General features: G+C 67.4%; 12 protein-coding genes and 4 pseudogenes. 8 read left to right on the top strand and 8 right to left on the bottom strand.

Annotated elements, in window-relative coordinates; all coding sequences use genetic code 11:
• Positions 1–179: 179 nt before the first annotated feature.
• The 3 genes and pseudogenes from P3G67_RS20490 (at position 180) to P3G67_RS20480 (ending at position 2,861) form a co-directional block, all read left to right on the top strand.
• Positions 180–902, top strand: a pseudogene (locus tag P3G67_RS20490) (IS5 family transposase).
• 104 nt (positions 903–1,006) lie between these two features.
• Positions 1,007–2,035, top strand: coding sequence for an SDR family oxidoreductase (locus P3G67_RS20485; RefSeq protein ID WP_276094741.1), 1,029 nt, complete (start codon positions 1,007–1,009; stop codon positions 2,033–2,035).
• Between the two features lie 10 nt (positions 2,036–2,045).
• A complete protein-coding gene (locus P3G67_RS20480; protein WP_276094740.1) occupies positions 2,046–2,861 on the top strand; it encodes a helix-turn-helix domain-containing protein in 816 nt (271 codons plus the stop codon).
• Positions 2,862–3,287: 426 nt separating this feature from the next.
• On the opposite strand, the gene P3G67_RS20475 is transcribed toward P3G67_RS20480, so the two are convergent.
• On the bottom strand, positions 3,288–4,958 hold the full coding sequence (locus P3G67_RS20475) for a penicillin-binding transpeptidase domain-containing protein (RefSeq protein WP_276094739.1): 1,671 nt from the start codon (positions 4,956–4,958) through the stop codon (positions 3,288–3,290).
• Between the two features lie 277 nt (positions 4,959–5,235).
• On the opposite strand from P3G67_RS20475, the gene P3G67_RS20470 reads away from it, so the two are divergent.
• Entirely contained in the window at positions 5,236–5,787 is a 552-nt protein-coding gene (locus P3G67_RS20470; protein WP_276094738.1) for a hypothetical protein, read from the top strand.
• A gap of 216 nt (positions 5,788–6,003) precedes the next feature.
• Here the strand turns inward: P3G67_RS20470 and P3G67_RS20465 are convergent.
• The 3 genes and pseudogenes from P3G67_RS20465 to P3G67_RS20450 all read right to left on the bottom strand — a co-directional run bounded on the left by P3G67_RS20465 (position 6,004) and on the right by P3G67_RS20450 (position 8,844).
• Positions 6,004–7,311: pseudogene (locus tag P3G67_RS20465) on the bottom strand (IS701 family transposase).
• Positions 7,312–8,051: 740 nt separating this feature from the next.
• Positions 8,052–8,516 carry a hypothetical protein gene (locus P3G67_RS20455; RefSeq protein WP_276094735.1) on the bottom strand — a complete coding sequence of 155 codons (465 nt, stop codon included), beginning with the start codon at positions 8,514–8,516 and terminating at the stop codon, positions 8,052–8,054.
• Positions 8,509–8,844, bottom strand: coding sequence for a hypothetical protein (locus P3G67_RS20450; RefSeq protein WP_276094734.1), 336 nt, complete (start codon positions 8,842–8,844; stop codon positions 8,509–8,511). Before P3G67_RS20450 ends, P3G67_RS20455 begins: the two co-directional genes overlap by 8 nt.
• 507 nt (positions 8,845–9,351) lie before the next feature.
• Here P3G67_RS20450 and P3G67_RS20445 point away from each other — a divergent pair.
• A complete protein-coding gene (locus tag P3G67_RS20445; protein ID WP_276094733.1) occupies positions 9,352–9,618 on the top strand; it encodes a hypothetical protein in 267 nt (88 codons plus the stop codon).
• A complete protein-coding gene (locus tag P3G67_RS36085) occupies positions 9,584–10,105 on the top strand; it encodes an alpha/beta hydrolase (protein ID WP_391858307.1) in 522 nt (173 codons plus the stop codon). Before P3G67_RS20445 ends, P3G67_RS36085 begins: the two co-directional genes overlap by 35 nt.
• Positions 10,106–10,581: 476 nt before the next feature.
• On the opposite strand, the gene P3G67_RS36080 is transcribed toward P3G67_RS36085, so the two are convergent.
• Positions 10,582–11,229, bottom strand: a complete 648-nt coding sequence (locus P3G67_RS36080) for a hypothetical protein (RefSeq protein ID WP_391858306.1) — start codon at positions 11,227–11,229, stop codon at positions 10,582–10,584.
• Between the two features lie 73 nt (positions 11,230–11,302).
• Here P3G67_RS36080 and P3G67_RS20430 point away from each other — a divergent pair.
• Positions 11,303–12,547, top strand: a pseudogene (locus P3G67_RS20430) (IS110 family transposase).
• 96 nt (positions 12,548–12,643) lie between these two features.
• On the opposite strand, the gene P3G67_RS20425 reads toward P3G67_RS20430, so the two are convergent.
• The 3 genes and pseudogenes from P3G67_RS20425 to P3G67_RS20415 all read right to left on the bottom strand — a co-directional run.
• Positions 12,644–13,768 carry a PP2C family protein-serine/threonine phosphatase gene (locus P3G67_RS20425; protein WP_276094731.1) on the bottom strand — a complete coding sequence of 375 codons (1,125 nt, stop codon included), beginning with the start codon at positions 13,766–13,768 and terminating at the stop codon, positions 12,644–12,646.
• 461 nt (positions 13,769–14,229) lie between these two features.
• Positions 14,230–14,493, bottom strand: coding sequence for a hypothetical protein (locus P3G67_RS20420; protein WP_276094730.1), 264 nt, complete (start codon positions 14,491–14,493; stop codon positions 14,230–14,232).
• A 606-nt stretch (positions 14,494–15,099) separates the two neighbouring features.
• Positions 15,100–15,220: pseudogene (locus P3G67_RS20415) on the bottom strand (suppressor of fused domain protein); the annotation flags it as partial.
• 363 nt (positions 15,221–15,583) lie between these two features.
• Here P3G67_RS20415 and P3G67_RS20410 point away from each other — a divergent pair.
• Entirely contained in the window at positions 15,584–15,796 is a 213-nt protein-coding gene (locus tag P3G67_RS20410; protein ID WP_276094729.1) for a hypothetical protein, read from the top strand.

Here is a 15,796-nt window from a genome sequence, read left to right as displayed (position 1 = left end):
TCACAAACAAAGCCAGTGAGGTATCAGCAGTCGATATTGCAGGTGTCGATAACAACGGCTAACACAATGACGTGGATCGGCTCTGTTGGCCGTGTCCAGGCCGGTAGTTGAGCGTTCGGTCCGGTGTGAGGACGTCGCCGTGGATCGTGTCGGATGAGCTGTGAGACCGGCTTGAACCGCTGCTGCCGCAGCGTGAGCGCAGGTTCCGTTATCCCGGCCGCAAGGCATTGCCGGACCGGGAAGTGCTGTGCGGGATCCTGTACGTGCTGCACACCGGGATCCAGTGGGAGTACCTGCCGCAAGACCTCGGCTTCGGCTCGGGCATGACGTGCTGGCGGCGGCTGCGGGACTGGAACGAGGCCGGCGTCTGGCAGCGGCTTCATGAGGTCCTGCTGGCCGAACTCAACGCGGCCTCGCGGCTGGACTGGTCCCGCTGCGTGGTCGACTCCTCCCACGTCAGGGCGCTAAAAGGGGGCAGCACACGGGCCGCCGGTCGACCGGGGACGAGCCGGCTCCAAGCATCACTTGATCACCGACGGGCACGGCACCCCGCTCGCTACCGTTGCTCCACGTGATCCCGCCGGTCCGCGGCCGAGTCGGCCGTCCGCGCCGCAAGCCGGACTCGTTGTTCGCCGACCGCGGCTACGACCATTACGTTTACCGCGACCAGGTCCGCGCTCGCGGCATCGTGCCCGCGATCGCCCGCCGCGGCACTCGGCACGGCACCGGGCTGGGCACCTACCGCTGGGTCGTGGAGAGGAGTTTTGCGTGGCTGCACGGCTTCCAACGCCTGAAGATTCGGTGGGAACGCAGGGCCGACATACGAAGCGTTCCTCAAACTCGCCTGCTGCCTGATCACCCACCGACAACTCGGCTCATTGTCCAATGCGACCGAACCTTGAGGGAGGGGCCAGAGTCGCGCTGGGTGCTGCGCTGAGCCTGTCCCTCGGAGTACTGGTATCGGCGAGATCTGGAACGCGACGATCCGGCTGTCGACTATGAAGGCATGGCACATGTACTCGTCACGGGCGGAACCGGGTTTCTGGGTTCCCACACGATCGCGCAGCTCCTGACCGCCGGGCACACCGTCACGACCACGGTGCGCTCCCTGACCCGGCGGTCCGACGTCGAGCGGATGCTCATTGTGGCCGGATCCCAGCACGCGGACGCCGTCTCCTATGTGGAGGCGGATCTGACCTCTGACCGCGGCTGGGACCGGGCTGTGGCGGAAGCCGACTACGTCCTGCACGTGGCCTCGCCGTTTCCCGGAGCGCGGCCGAAGAGCGAGGACGAGGTGATCGTCCCGGCCCGTGACGGGGCCCTGAGGGTGCTGCGCGCCGCCCGGGACGCGGGCGTCCGGCGCACCGTGCTGACCTCCTCCTTCGCGGCGGTGGGTTACGGTCACGGGCGGACCGGACGGACGTTCAGCGAGGACGACTGGACGCAGACCGACGGGCCGGGGGTGTCCGCGTACATCAAGTCCAAGGCGGTGGCCGAACGGGCCGCCTGGGACTTCGTCGAGAGCGAGGGCGGCGGGCTGGAGCTGGCGGTCGTCAACCCCGTGGGAATCTTCGGGCCGGTCCTCGGACCGGACTACTCCGCGTCCATCCGTATCATCCACACGATGCTGACCGGCGGGATGCGGGCCGCGCCGCCGATCTGGACCAACACCGTAGACGTCCGAGACGCGGCCGACCTGCATCTACGTGCCATGACGGCGCCTCAGGCGGCCGGACAGCGGTACCTGGCGCTCGCGGGCGAGCCGATCTCCTTCCACCACATCGCCCTGGCGTTGCGCGCGCGGCTGGGCGAGGCCGCGGCCAAGGCCCCCACCGGCTCGGCACCGGCTTGGCTACTGCGCCTGCTGGCCACGGTCAACCCGGCGCTGCGTGAGACGGTGCCGCAGCTGGGCATGGTGCGCCGCGCCTCCAACGCGAAAGCCCGCAAGGAGCTGGACTGGGCCCCGCGTTCCAACGACGACGCCGTCGTGGCCACCGCGGAGAGCCTGGTCCGCCTCGGGCTGCTGAGCGGTTAGCGTCGAGAACATGGCACGCGAGACGGCCGACACCCTGGGCGACTTCCTGCGGGCCCGGCGCGGGCAGATCAGCCCGCAACAGGTCGGGCTGCCCGCCGGCGAGCGGCGCCGCGTCCCCGGACTGCGGCGCGAGGAGGTCGCCCAGCTCGCCGGCATCAGTCCTGAGTACTACCTGCGCCTGGAACAGGGCCGCAATCTCAACCCCTCCGACCAGATCCTGGCCGCCCTGGCCGGCGCGCTCCAGCTCGACGAGGACGCCGTCGCCTATCTGCACCGCCTCGCCCACCCCGCCCCGCCCGCCCGTAGGCCGCGCAGCCGCGCCCGTACGAACCAGGGCGACCTCCAACCGCTGCTGGACAGCTGGCCGCAGACCCCTGCCTATGCCCAGGGGCCCGGCGGACGCGTCGTCGCGGCGAACCGGCTAGCCGTGCTCCTGTGCCCGTTCTTCGCCGTGGGTCACAACCCGCTGCGGGCCGCCTTCCTCGAACCTGAGATGCGCAGCCTCTATCCGCAGTGGGACGACATGACCGCCAAGGCTGTCTCCGGCCTGCGCGCCGTGATCGACGTCGACGAGGCCGACCCGGAGCTACTGGAAACCATCGGCGAACTCACCGTCGCCAGCGAGCGGTTCAGCACCCTGTGGACCCGCCGCGAGGTCCGCCGCCGCGACACCGGCCTCACCCGGCTAAACCACCCGCTCGTCGGCGAACTCGACCTGCACTACGAGAAGATGGTGCGTCCGCAGGCTCGCCAGCTGATCGTCGTCTACTACGCCGACCAGGGCTCCACCAGCGCCGAGCGCCTGGCACTCCTCAGCAGCCTCTGACAACGTGCGAGGACGACAAACCCCACGGCAGCGAGGAGAGCAACTGCCACTCGTACATCGATCACACACGCTAAACGTTCCGCGGCACAGGTCGCTTATTGTGTTCGCTGTTGTAAGTCATCCGGTTTGCTCCGGCGGCAGGTTGGTACTCGTGGGCTTTCCTTGAGTCAGTTTCGTCGGTGTGAGCACGACCAGCTTCAACAGCTGCTGGCCAAGCTCACCGCCACGCCGTGAACACTGTGCGTGGCAACCGCCGGCGCCCCGGTCAGCGACGTCCTCGCGGCGTGGGCCGCAGGGTCATGGGTTCTTCTGACCCTGCCGATCCTCGAACCAGACATGGCCGCAGTGGGACGGCATCTGCTACGGAAGTACATGGTGCGCCGCCTTCTGGGCCTGCCCCGCGCCGGTAGGCGTTGGCGCACCGGCTCAGTGTGGTGCGAGCATCACGTCGCGGGCGACGTAGCCGGCGGAGAACACGCCCTCCTTGCCGCCGACGGCCAAGGCGTCTACCGCGAGGTGGTTGGCGGTGTCGTACGCGGCGAACCAGCCGTTGGTGCCAGTGGCTGTCTCCGCCGTCCCCGTCTTGGCGCCGCCGGGGATGCCGACCATGCGCGGTTCGGCCGTGCCGTACGACTGCGTGGCGGTGGCGACCATCATCTCGCGAATGTAGGCCGAGGTGGTCGCGGAGATTGGCTGTTTCGCCGTGCGCTGTGCCAGGCCCGGGACGATGATCGGCTGGTGGAAGGCGCCGTCGGCGATGGTCGCGACGACGGAGGCCATGGTCAGGGTGTTCATCGTCACTTGGCCCTGGCCGATGGCCTGAGCGGCGATCAGGTTCTCGCTGCCGTTCTCGTTCGGCACGTTGCCGTCGGTGGTCGGAACGCCGATTTTCCAGTCGCCGATTCCGAAGACGTCACGTGCCTCGGCGCGCAGGTCGCCGGAGTGCAGTTTCGAGGTGGCCTCGTTGATGAAGGCCGTGTTGCAGGAGATGGCGAAGTCCTTGGTCAGGTCGGCGCTGGGGTCGCTTTCCATCTGGAAGTTGTGGAAGGTCTGGCCGCTTATCAGGGTCGTCTTCACGCACGGCACCTTGTCCGTGGGTTTCACCCCGGCCTTGTCCATCAACGCAGCCGAGGTGATCATCTTCATCGTCGACCCTGGCGCTGCCGCGCCGTTCAATGCGGAGTCCCCGCCCTTGAAGGCCACGGCGCGGATCTGACCGGTGGTGTAGTCGATCGCGACCACGTCCGTCGGCGTGGTCTTGATGTGCGGGTCGTTCACCGCGCTCTCGGCAGCGGCCTGGGTGGCGGCGTCCAGGGTTGAGCTGATCTTTCCCGGCACCGCCGGTTTGTTGACCTTCAGCACCTTCACCGTCTTGCCGCTCGCATCGGTGATCTTGACACCCTGCCCCGGGGATATCTGTGCCTTCTGCGCGTACTCGCTCTGCAGCGCGCTGATGATGCCGGTCAGTGAGGGGTACTGCTTGCCGGTGAGTACCGTGCCATGGCGGTCGACCACGGTCGCGGCGGTGGCCGGAATACTGCCGAAGACCAGGTTCTGACCGCTGGTGAGCCCGGGGTAGAGCACGCTCGGCCTCCAGTGCACCACCGGCTTGCCGTTGACGACGAGCGTGTCCGCCACACCGTCGTAGCTGAACGTGCCGTCGCCCTGCAGCATCGTGCTGACGTGGAAAGTGGTGCGCAGTGCGTGCGCCACCGCCGGATCCGGCGCTCCTACCACCACGTTGGTGAAGGTGACCCTGCTGGCCTTGAGCCCAGTGGCATAGCCCTGCAGAGCCTGCTGCGCGGCGGCTGCGTCGTCCGTGGCCCGTGCGGCTGCGGCAAGGCTCGAGCCGGACCAGGAGGTCAGGAAGGACTGGACAGCAGAGGTCGCCTGCGCGGCAGTCGGCGTGGTGACCACATCTGGTTTGGTCTGTTCTTCGGCGCGTGCGCGGGCCCCCCACATGGACAGGCAGGCACCCAGCCCGCCGATCCCGGCCAACCCGGCGCACACCATGGAGCCGATCCTCCAGGCCCCACCCCTCCGCTGGGAAGCGTGCCGGTGCCGCGCCCGCGCGGCATCGCCTGGGTCCTGCTGCATGATCTCTCCGAATGGTCCAACTTGTCCCCGGCTGTTGGTGACGGAACAGACGGGGCCTGGAATGAAGCACCGTGATCGTATGCATGGTCACGGAGTCGAACCGGAACGGCCCCGCATTTGTGGATGGGCTGTTACAGACCGCGCCGTCATCCCTCGGCCGGAGTGACTGAGCGAAGTACAGGGCGGCTATGCGACGGAAGATGGCCGCGGGACCGATCGCTTGGAAAGACACCGCGAATGGGTTCCGCCGACGCTGTGGCTGCCGATTATTACGTCCATGCGCGAGGGCCGGATGACCGCCGGGCCGACCGAGGGCACAGGAGCGGCGCTCGGCGGGGCCGTGGAGCGCACGGGTACCTTGCGTATGGCGACCATGATCATGGCCGCGGTCGTCAGCCTGGCGTGGGTGGCGCCTCTGGTGGCCCCCGATGTCGACGTGTCTGTCCTCGGCCTACTCCTGGGCACCCGCTACCTGGCATTGCACTGCGCCAGCCGCGAACAGCTACGCCCCGCCCGCCGCCTCCTGATCGTCTCCTGCGCGATGACGCTGGCCTTGAACGTGTCGGACCCGCTGCTCGCGGGAGAGGTGTGGAAGGCAGCCTTTGATGCTGTCGGTCCACTGCTGCTGATCGGCTGGGCCGAGGTCGGACCTGGCTTGGTCGAAGCCATCAGCCAAGTCCATGAGGGGGAACAGACTGTGGCGGCCCCGCCCGCCGTCGAGCAGCCTCGGGCTGCCACAGCCCCCTCGGTCAGCGCAAGTGACTCAGAGGGCAAGGAGACGGAGGTTCCCCGTTTAGGAACACTTTGTGCAGGCCGACCCGGCACATGACCTCCTTGAGCACGCCCACCGAGAAAATGCTTGGCGTTGGAAGACGTATAGACGGCCCATCTCGGCATAGACGTTGCGCAAACGACTCCACATCGGGGCTGCGCGGTCTCGAATGTTGGTGGCCATGGTGCGTGCGGACAACGGGGATCGGCTGCCTGCGGCTGGTGGTCCCGGCGCTCGGCGCTACTGGTAGTTCGTTAGACCCGGTGGTAGAGATCATGGCCGTGTCGGGCGGTGACTGCGTCGAGCAGGGCCTGGAGCCCGGCAGGCGGGTCCTTGTCTGTCCAGGCCTGCCACCAGCGTTGCAGGGTGATGGCAGGGTGAGCCGGGAGCGGACGGTGCGTAAGGCCCTGGCCCAGCAGGGCGGTTGGGGCTGGCGGGGTATTGTCGGTCCCCCTCTCAGGCCGGGTGCTGGGACAGGTGCTCCGGCGCGGTGGCATCCAGCGGTCCGGGTGGGGCGAACCACTGGTCCCAGCAGAAGGTGAACGCGCAGTTCACCAGGGTCTGGTGGTGGCGGATGGCGCGGTTGGAGCGGACCTGGAAGTCGGCCCAGCCGGGTGCGTCCTTGATCTGCTTGTAGCTCTGCTCGATCCACGGCCGCAGCCCATAGAGGCGGACGATCTCGGCGAGGCCGGTGGGCGAGTGCGGGGATGTGGCCGCGTGCGGTGTCAGGATGGGGCAGATTGGTGGACAGGTACCAGGTGGCCTTGTCCGGCAGGGTGGCTCGGTCGGTGGTGGCGACGACCAAGCGGCACAGGCCGTGGGGCTGCCAGCTGCCCAGAGTGGCGTCGGCTGCCCACCAGGTTTCGGTGTGCCCGTAGCGGAAGCGGCGTGCAACTGGTGTCCAGTCGCCGGGGTGCCCGGCATCCCGCCAGGCCAGGGCACGGGCGGCGTCGACGGGGGTGTGCGGCTGGTTGGCGGGCGCCCAGGTACCGCGGTGCGGCTTGAGGGCCACCACGTAGGGCAGGTCGGCATCGTCCAGCGTGTAGTACCAGTCGTCGCTGACGGAGTAGGCGCAGTCTGCCACCACAGCCCAGCAGGGAAAGCCGGCCGCCTTGCCCTCGGCCGCGAGGGCGGCGGACAGCTGCGGCTTGGTACGGAAGGCGGGGTCATTGCGTCCGCGCGGGAAGCGATGGGCCGGGGTGTAGGGCACCGCGTGCAGCGGGTAGTACACCCGCCCGTCGGTCCACACGGTCGTGACGGTGACCACGCAGTTGTCGGTCTTGCCCCACCTCCCCAGCCACTGCCGTCCGACGTGCGCGGTGGCCGTCCCGTCCTTGCGTCGTGCGGCGCGGTGCGAGCCTGCTCGCGCAGCAGCTCCAGCCGCCGGTGAACCGGCTCCGGTCACGGGCTCGGCCCCGGCCAGGCAGGTGATCGTCTTCTTCCAGTCCCGCTGCGTCAGCAGGCCGTCAAGTACTCCCGGAAGCCGTGGCGTTGGGCCAAACTGACGAACAGGTCGTCGAACCGGGCCGCGTACTCCTCCAGTAGCCCCGGTGCAGGCGGACACGGACGACGCACAGTCATCGCGCCCGCGCGTCGTCCGGGGAACAGCCAGCGGGAGTCGCGGTTCGCCGCGGTGTTCATGTTGTCGCGGTTGTCGATCCAGGCCAGGAGCAGTTCGGCGAACGGTTCGGGGACCGGGGATGGAGGTTCGCCGAGCCGCAGCCGGATCTGGTAGTTGGCGTGGACGACGTCGTCGGTGGTCAAGCCGACAACCCGGCTGCAGGGCTGATGCCTAGAGGAGGACGATGACAGCGGCGACGCGGCTCCTCTGCGGCGCGCTGTCGTCGGTGAGAAGTCGGCCGAGCAGTTCCAGGCGCTCGTTCTTGGAGAGCGGAGCTGCCCGGCGAGTCGGCTGCGGAGGCAGCCGGAAGCCTCGGGTGAGCTTGATGGATTGGCACCACAGCAGGAAGGGGCGGACGGTGTTCCGGCCGTGCTCGCTCGACGTGCCAGAGGTCGATGTCGGCCTGGCGGCAGTTGGTGAGGGTCCGGTCGTGGCCGTCGAGCCCGCTGGCGAAGTCCCAGAAACTGCAACTGGTGAACTGGCGGCTGCTGGGCACATGGGCGGCGGGCTCCCGTCCGCTGGGAGTCGCTGCCGCGACTCCGCGACTGTCCGGAGCGCGCAAGACGACGCCGCTGACGTAGCGCTGGGGCAGCGAAGGAGGGGGGCCGGGAGGCGGCCCCCTCCTTTTGCGTTGAGTGTCCTGGCCCTGCCATCGGGGTTGAGGAACACTCCGCAGCCCCGCCGGGTTGGCGCCAGGGCTCTACTTGTCTCGGTTGCGGTCGTCGCTGGCGAAGAAGAAGCCGAAGGCGGCACTGGCCAGAGCGACAACGGGGGTGAAGACCAGGCTCAGTTCGCGGAAGCTGTCGACTGTGAAGTGAGTCCAGTGGCCGAACACGAGCGCCACCATGGGGAATACGGCGAGGATGCCTACCATCCACAGCATCCCCTTGGCGAGGGCGCGTCGTGTCTCGTTCATGTGTTCTTGTGTGCGGATCTTCAGAAAGTCATCGGTGCCGGTCCCGGCCGGTGCCGGCGCGACGTCCTCAACGAACTCGGTCGACCGTACCGCCGGCTGGCCGCCCCGGGTGACCGGGCCCTGGTCTAACTGAACGCTCTTCTGGAGAAGCTCATTGATTTCGGGGCCGCGTTCAGCTGCCGGCTGCTCATTCTCCGACAGCTCAGCCGACGCACCGTTCGCACCACCCTCTGGTGCTACGTCAGACATGGTCGCACCCTCTCCGGCCGTGGATGCAACCGAGTACTTGGATAGGCGGACCGAAGCCGCAGGTTTCGTAGGACAAGGGGATGTCGTCCTCACGTAGCAGGGGCTGACCAGGCGCCAGTCCGAGGTCGGACTCGTCCATGCCAATGAACTCGGCGGTCTCACTGGGCAGTTCGGGCACGCTTTGCATCGGGCCATCGTTGTGCCAGTCGAAAAAGGTCAGCAGGTAGCCGAGCTTGTTCTTGAAGCAGATGCGCAGCGCGCGACCGCGTTTGGGGAGCCTGCACACCTCAGGCTGCTGCCTTGCAGACCTGGGGTCCTCGTTGTTCATGCGTGGCCTGTCCCCTCATGTCAGCGCCCCGTGGGCGAAGAGATACCAGCGCGCAGCTCAGATCCCCCCCAAGCCTGCTTGGGGGGCGACCTTACCACATCTTATGTGATCATTTTCACCATTCAGTGTTGACTGCATGCACATTCGATGCGCATGAGTCGTGCATATGGGGCTGGCGAGATGCAGACTTTCTTGACACCTGGTGCGGTGGAAGGCATCATGATGCCCACACCTTCTACACGTGCTCGCACTACGAGGGATGGCCTTATGGGTCCGATATGCGGCTTTTTGGGTAGTGTCCTGTGTGGCGACACGTACAGGAGCCCAAACCTGTAGGACGCGCATCGCCGGGGGAAGAGGGGGAGTCTCTCGGTAGCGGCGCGCGTTGGTGAACCAGGTCGGATGCGATCAGTGATCGGGCGCGTCTCAGCAGAGGGGCTGAGGAGGCTGGCCCGTTCGTCGTCGTGTCCGAGCGCACGTGACTTCGACTGACTGAGAGGCCTTGGAATGCCCGAAAACACGTCCGAAACGAACGCAGGTCCTTCGGCGGGCACAGTTGATCAGCAGGCCACCCGTCTCAGCGTGAACATCAATCCGGAGACCGCTCAGAAGCTTCGCTGGTACAAGGAGCACAAGGGCATCTCGATCACTGAAACCATCCGCCGCGCCGTCGCATTGCTCGACCTGGTGGAACGGGAGACCTCGGAGAAGGGGAACGAGGTACTGCTTCGGTCGAAGGATGGCAAGACGGTGCGACAACTATGGCTTGTCTGAGCGAGTCGTGTTGGGGCCCGAGTGGAAACGGTTCAGAGAACCGGCCTATCTGTCAAAGCTCTTGACGACAGTGCACAGGGACTTGCTGGAGATGCCACCTGTTGGGGGGCTTGCCAGGATCGCCGGCGCGCGGTGTAGCTCGGGTCACTACGATCGGCGCATGGTCGATGAGCTGGAGACGGCGTTCCGATCGTTGGATGGCACCACTCTTGCGGGCACGGTGACGGCCCCTGACGGGGCTACGGCCGGGCTGGTAGTGCTGGCGCACGGTGGTGGGGTCACCCGTCATGAGGGTGGGTTCTTCACCCGGCTCGCGGCAGGCCTGGCGGGAGCCGGCTTTTGCTTCCTGCGGTTCGATCTGCGCGGGAATGGGGCCAGCGGCGGTCGGGCCGAGGGGGCGACCATCGCTGGCTTCGCCAACGACATCCGGGCCGCGTGTGATCACCTCGGGCACAGAACGGGCCATCGGGGCAGCCGGAGCATGTGATCGCCCGGCGGTGCGGCCGCAATGCTGGCCGCGCACCGGCCGCAGGATGTGGGCGGGTTGGTTCTGCTCAACCCGAGGGCGGAAGCCGTCCGGACGCTGGACGAGGAGGGCTTCGTCGTGACACCCCGTTCGCCTTGGGTGGACGCCGGAAGCACCCCGGCGCGCGCCACGGGATTTACCAAGCCCCCGGCGTGCACCGAAGGTGCGCTGGATCGCTGACTGCAGAAGCCGCCGTCGCCACGGGTGGTCAGGCGCGATCACTTTGACCGCCTCCGCCATCCACTTGCGTTGTGGCTCGTCCAGCAGCGGCAGCACCGCCTCGAAGTCGGTCTCGTCCTTGTCTCGCTTCGCCTTTGCCTTGTAGAACAGCTGCACCTCGGGTGCAAGGTAGGGAATGCCGGTCGTGCTCGTCCGCCCCACTCGCTCGATCGGAAGCCGGATTTGTGGGGGCGCGACGCGAAACCCACTGGGTGTCCTCAGCCTCTCCAGCATGAGCTGCACCGACCAAGGTGCCTTTGGCGTGCGGCGGCACCAGATGTCGTGGAGAGGCGGCTGGAGAGCCTCCCCAGAACGCCACGGACGCAACTGCTCCAATCCGGGTGGTCTGCGACGAACAGGTCCCAGTCGGCAAGCAGATCACGGACGAGGGCTTGGTCGGCGACCGTGGTGCAGCCGATCACCGCAAGAGCGAAGAAGACCCCGGTCATCGTGCCGGTCACCGCCTGCGCTAGGGAGTCACCGTCCCGGCGCCACGCCGCTCGCATCAACGCCAGGCAGAACGTGCCCACCGTCAAGATCAACCCGATCGGCAGTAGTAGTTCGTAGTTGTCCCTGAACCACGAGGCGTTCAGATCCACGGCCGTGGTGCTGTCCACCACCTTTGCCGCCAAGTTCGCGGCGGTGGTGACCAGTTCGCTCATGGACGTGACGCCACCGCGGCCGCAGGCCCGCCCGTGTCGAACCACCGCCGCCGAACCACCGCCGGGCGGGCGGCGCTCGTCGCGGGTGAGGTAGGCGAGCAGCGCTGTCAGTGCGCTGATCACGACCAGGACGGCCGCGCCGATCACCGCCCGGCGGCGCACGGTGGATGCGCCGCCGGGGCCGGAATGGGTCGGCTTGGGCATCAGTGGACCTGCGTGCCCATCGCCGAGAAGAACGCCGGAACGGCGGGCAAGGCACCAGGAGGGAGTGGGATTTGTGGACGTGCTGCATGAACGCTGTGCGGGGCTGGACATCAGTAGGAGGGACGCGAAGGCGTGCGTGCGCACGCTGAGCACGAAGCGCCGGGGCTCGTTCACCAACGAGAACACGACGTGGGGATCGACGACGCATGGGGTGCTCGCTCTCCGTGATCACCTGCTGCCCGCGAACGTCACCCTGGTGGTGATCGAGGCGATGTCGGACTACTGGAAGCCCTACCTACGTGCTGGCCGAGGACTTGAACGTGATCCTGGTCAACGCCCGGCAGGTGAAGAATCTGCCCGGCCGCAAGACGGATGTCTCGGACGCGGCATGGCTGGCTCAGCTCGGCGCCCACGGCGCCTGGTGCGGCCGTCGTTCGTGCCCGAGCAGCCAGTGCGCGAGCTGCGGGATCTGACCCGGGCCCGTACCCAGATGACCCCGCGAGCCGGCCAGATCGTCCAGCGGCTGGAGAAGCTGCTGGAGGACACCGGTAGCAAGCTCGCCGCGGTCGCCTCCGACATCATGGGCGTCTCCGGCCGGGCCATGCTCGAAGCCCTCATCACCGGGAAACGTGACCCGCAGGTCCTCGCCGAGCTGGCCAGACGCGAGCTCCGCAACAAGATCCCCGAACTCACCGAGGCCCTAACCGGCCGTTTCCGTGACCACCACGCGTTCTTGGCCCGGCTGTATCTGGACCAGTACGACCAGCTCACCGGTGCCATCGACCGGCTCACCGCATGGATCGAGGAGGCGATGGCCCCCTTTCGCCCCCCGCTGGAGTTGCTCGACACCATCCCCGGGATCAACCGGGCGGTCGCCGAGGTGATCATCGCGGAGACCGGACGCGACATGAGCCGGTTCGCCTCCGCCAAGCACCTCGCCTCCTGGGCGGGTGTCTGCCCCGGCCACCACGAGTCCGCCGGCCGAGCCAAGAACACCAAGGTCCGCCCCGGCAACCCCTACCTCGAGGGCGCCCTCGGCCCAGCGGCGTTCGGAGCGGTGAGAACCAAGGACACCTATCTGCAGGCCCGTTACAAGCGGCTGACCGCCCACCGCGGCTCGCTGCGGGCCTTGGTCGCCGTCGAGCACTCGATCATCACCGCGATCTGGCACATGCTCACCGACCACGTCCCTCACCAGGACCTCGGCGGAACCTACTTCACCCAGCGCGATCCCGAACGCGCCACCCGCAGAGCGATCAACCTGCTCAACCAGCTCGGCTACACCGTCACCCTCAACCCGAGGGGAGACGTAGCCTGACCGGCGGCCCCAAACGCCCGGCGACCTCACTGCCACCGCGCCCAGCCCTGCCCAACCCACCCTGACCTGCATCTATTTACGCGTCAGAGCCTCATCTCAGGCTGACAGGCTCGGGCGCCGCCGGGCGACGAGGACAGCGATGTCGTCGTCGAGCTCACCACCGCTGTAGGCGATCAGGTCTCGGTGGAGATGGTCGAGGAGCTGGTGGGGCGCCTCGCTGCTCCATGAGCGGATGCGTTCGGCGAGGGGGTAGAAGGCGCCGGAGCGGTCGCGGGTCTCGGTGACCCCGTCTGTGTACAGCAGGAGCTGGTCTCCGGGGTGGAAGGGGGCGAGGTCGAGGTGGTATCCGGCGCTCACCAGCATGCCCAGGTTGAGCGGTGGCGAGGGAGCGGCGGGCTGCAGTTCCCGGACCTCGCCGTGGTGCAGCAGCAGCGGGGGCGGGTGGCCGCAGGTGACGGTCCGGACGATCGGTTCATCGTCCGGGATCTCGGCGAGGAGAGCGGTGATGAAACGTTCGGCGCTCTCCGAGCCCGGGACCCCCGGGAACTGGGAAGCGTGGCGGCTCATGCTCGTCTCCAGGCGGCGCGCGAGGTGGGGCAGGTCGGGCGCGTCGTGAGCGGCCTCGCGGAAGGCACTGAGCAGCGTCGCGGCCGTCTGGATCGCGAGCAGGCCCTTGCCGCGTACATCGCCGATGAGCAGCCGTACGCCGTGCGGGGTGTGTATCGCCTCGTACAGGTCGCCGCCGATCCGGGCTTCCGCCGCGGCGGCCAGGTACAGGCTCTCGAGTGTGACGTGCCCGAGGTGTCGCGGTACCGGATGCAGCACCGCCAGCTGGGCGGTCTCGGCCACCGAGCGGACCTGAACCAGCTGATGGGCGCGTCGGCTAAGCAGGCGGTTGAAGAAGACGGAGAATGCCGCAATCGCCGCGAGGGTGGCCAGCTCAGAGTAGGCGGTCGCATCCCGCAGCGAATTGAAGTCCACCATCAGGCCGACAAAGATGGCGCACGCGCCCAGTCCGATCAGCACGGTCCCCCACAGGGGCAGCAGCGCGGCGGCAGAAACCATGGCTGTGGCGAGGAAGGCGTCCGGCCTGACATCTCGGGGCGTGAACAGGCCGATGAACAGGCCGATGAACAGCAGCAGAGCAGGCAGCACGGGCAGCAACCTGCCCCGCGCACCAGCGCTGTGCGTGACTCCGCGTTCCTCAGGGGACCTCGCCACCGTGCCGCTCCCCAAGGTCGCACAGGACGAGCGGCAGCCTAGGCCGGGAAGCCAGGCCGTCGATTTGGGTAATTTTATCGCCGTTCGCCCGAACCCTAAAACCCGGTGAGCAGTGGTGACGCGCGGGTCTCACCGGGCCACCGTGCCGCTTGGTGACAAGATCGATGGAGAAGGCACGCAGAAGGTCACCGGGGCTCATCTTCGGTGACCTCCGTTTCCATGTCGCTCATGATGGCCGTGATCACTCTCCTGGCCAGTTTGGGCGGCAGCCAGTCTCATTCGCGGCCGCCCGAAGATCCTTCCATTACCGTTCGGGCGCCCGCCCATCGACGCCCAACCTAACAACAAACGGGATCACTACCGTGCGTCACAGCTCGTGACCTGCGAAAAGAGGACGCGACACAAGTCCCGCACTCCGGCCGAGGTCCCTCCGCCATTGCGAGATGAACGGGCACGTCCACTCATCCCCCGGATGTTGCCGCACGTGCGAGTAACCCGCGGTGGGCGGCTCCTGGGGAGTGCTTGACGAAGGTCAGGTGTTCCGCATGCCAGCCGTTTTCGTCTTCCATGGGCACGTGGGTCACCCGCAAGCCCTCGACGACAAAGGCTCCGTCCTCGATGACCTTGCGGTCCACCCTCACCTCGCGGCCGCCGTCCCCGTCTATGCACCCGATGCCTCGAGCCTGGTTGTACCAGCGGACCTCGCCGCTGACCCTGTCAGCCATTCGTTCGCCTCCCAACTCCCATGCTGCGCACGCTGTTGACTGTCGGAACGGTCATGCCCGGGCGTGGTGCGCACCCCAGGCGAATGCATCATCGGATCCTGGCCGAGCTGCGGGAAGCGGAGGCGGACTGGGAGCGGTGAGTGATCGCCCAGTGCTGGTCGCGGCAAAGTAGGCCATGTGCAGCGGCACGACCGGTCATCATGCCGCCCGCCCCACCCGGGACGAAGACAGAGGGGTGGTCAGCGGAGGGATCACGGGGGCGAGTAGGAGAGTGCAGCTTGCGGCGGAGCCGTCGCTGACCAGGGTGGCACGGCCTGGTGGAGCGCGAGCGGCGCGGTGGCGTGCACCGAGTAGCCCTTTCGCGGCGGATGGTCCTGCCACCGCGCAGCGCTTCGCGGATCTTGGCGGCCTTGGTTGCCTTGAGGCGTTCGGCGAGCAGTGCCTTGAAGTTGAACCCAGCCTCGTACCGTGGGATTCCAGGTAGGTGGTCGGTGCTCGCGTGCGTGTTGATGGTCGCGGTTGCGGGCCGTTCGAATGGCGTCGGGCACAGACAGCGGGTGTACGAAGCCGTAACAGTCTTCTCGGCTTGGCACCCTCGTCCACGTTGACCTGCGTCGCAGCGGCGAGCGCGGCCAGCGGGCGCAGCGCCTTTGTCTGTGTCGGCGTATCCCGTCCGTACCGACAGGACCAGTTCGGCGCGCGGGCCGTGCACCGGGTCGGACAGTGGTTGCTCGATCTCCGCGCCCCTCGACGGGTTTCCGGGTCCCAGGTGGTGCGTGGTGTGTCTTGACCTCCCGCGCGCTCGTCCAATCGGGTGATATGGGTCAAGGGATGTTGCTGGCTGTTCGCTCTGGTGGGTTACTGGATTCAACTTCCCGGTGGGCCGTCCTTCCTGTCCGGGTGGTGGTCGGCTTCACGGCTTGGATGCCCAACTCTCGGTGAGGCGACGGCGCGGCCGCGGTGTTGCGGTCAGCTCAGTCTTCAGTGGATGTAGATGACGGTGCTGGCGTTTTCCGGTTTGAAGACCGGGGGCGACTTGGTGGGTGTGGCCGTAAGTATCTTCCGCTTTCTATGTAGTTAGGAGTGCGTCATGCCCGGAACATGCCCTTCCGTTGATGCCCGCAAGGCCTTGGACTTCCTGAAGTCAAGCGGGCTTGTCGACCTCACGGTTCCTCTGGGGACCATCGTCGACCAGGTCAGCCAGCTCGACGATGTGGCGGGATACGTGCTCGCGTGGGAGCGCTACGTTCTCGTCGTTGCCGACCAGGTCGCAGACCCCGCCGACCCTGCCGCAGGTGCCTGA

It is taken from the genome of Streptomyces silvisoli (genome assembly GCF_029269905.1).
In the GTDB taxonomy this organism is placed as follows: Bacteria; Actinomycetota; Actinomycetes; order Streptomycetales; family Streptomycetaceae; genus Streptantibioticus_A; species Streptantibioticus_A silvisoli_A.
The sequence above is the reverse complement of the archived record's forward strand: the minus strand, read 5'-3'. Positions and strand labels throughout refer to the sequence as shown.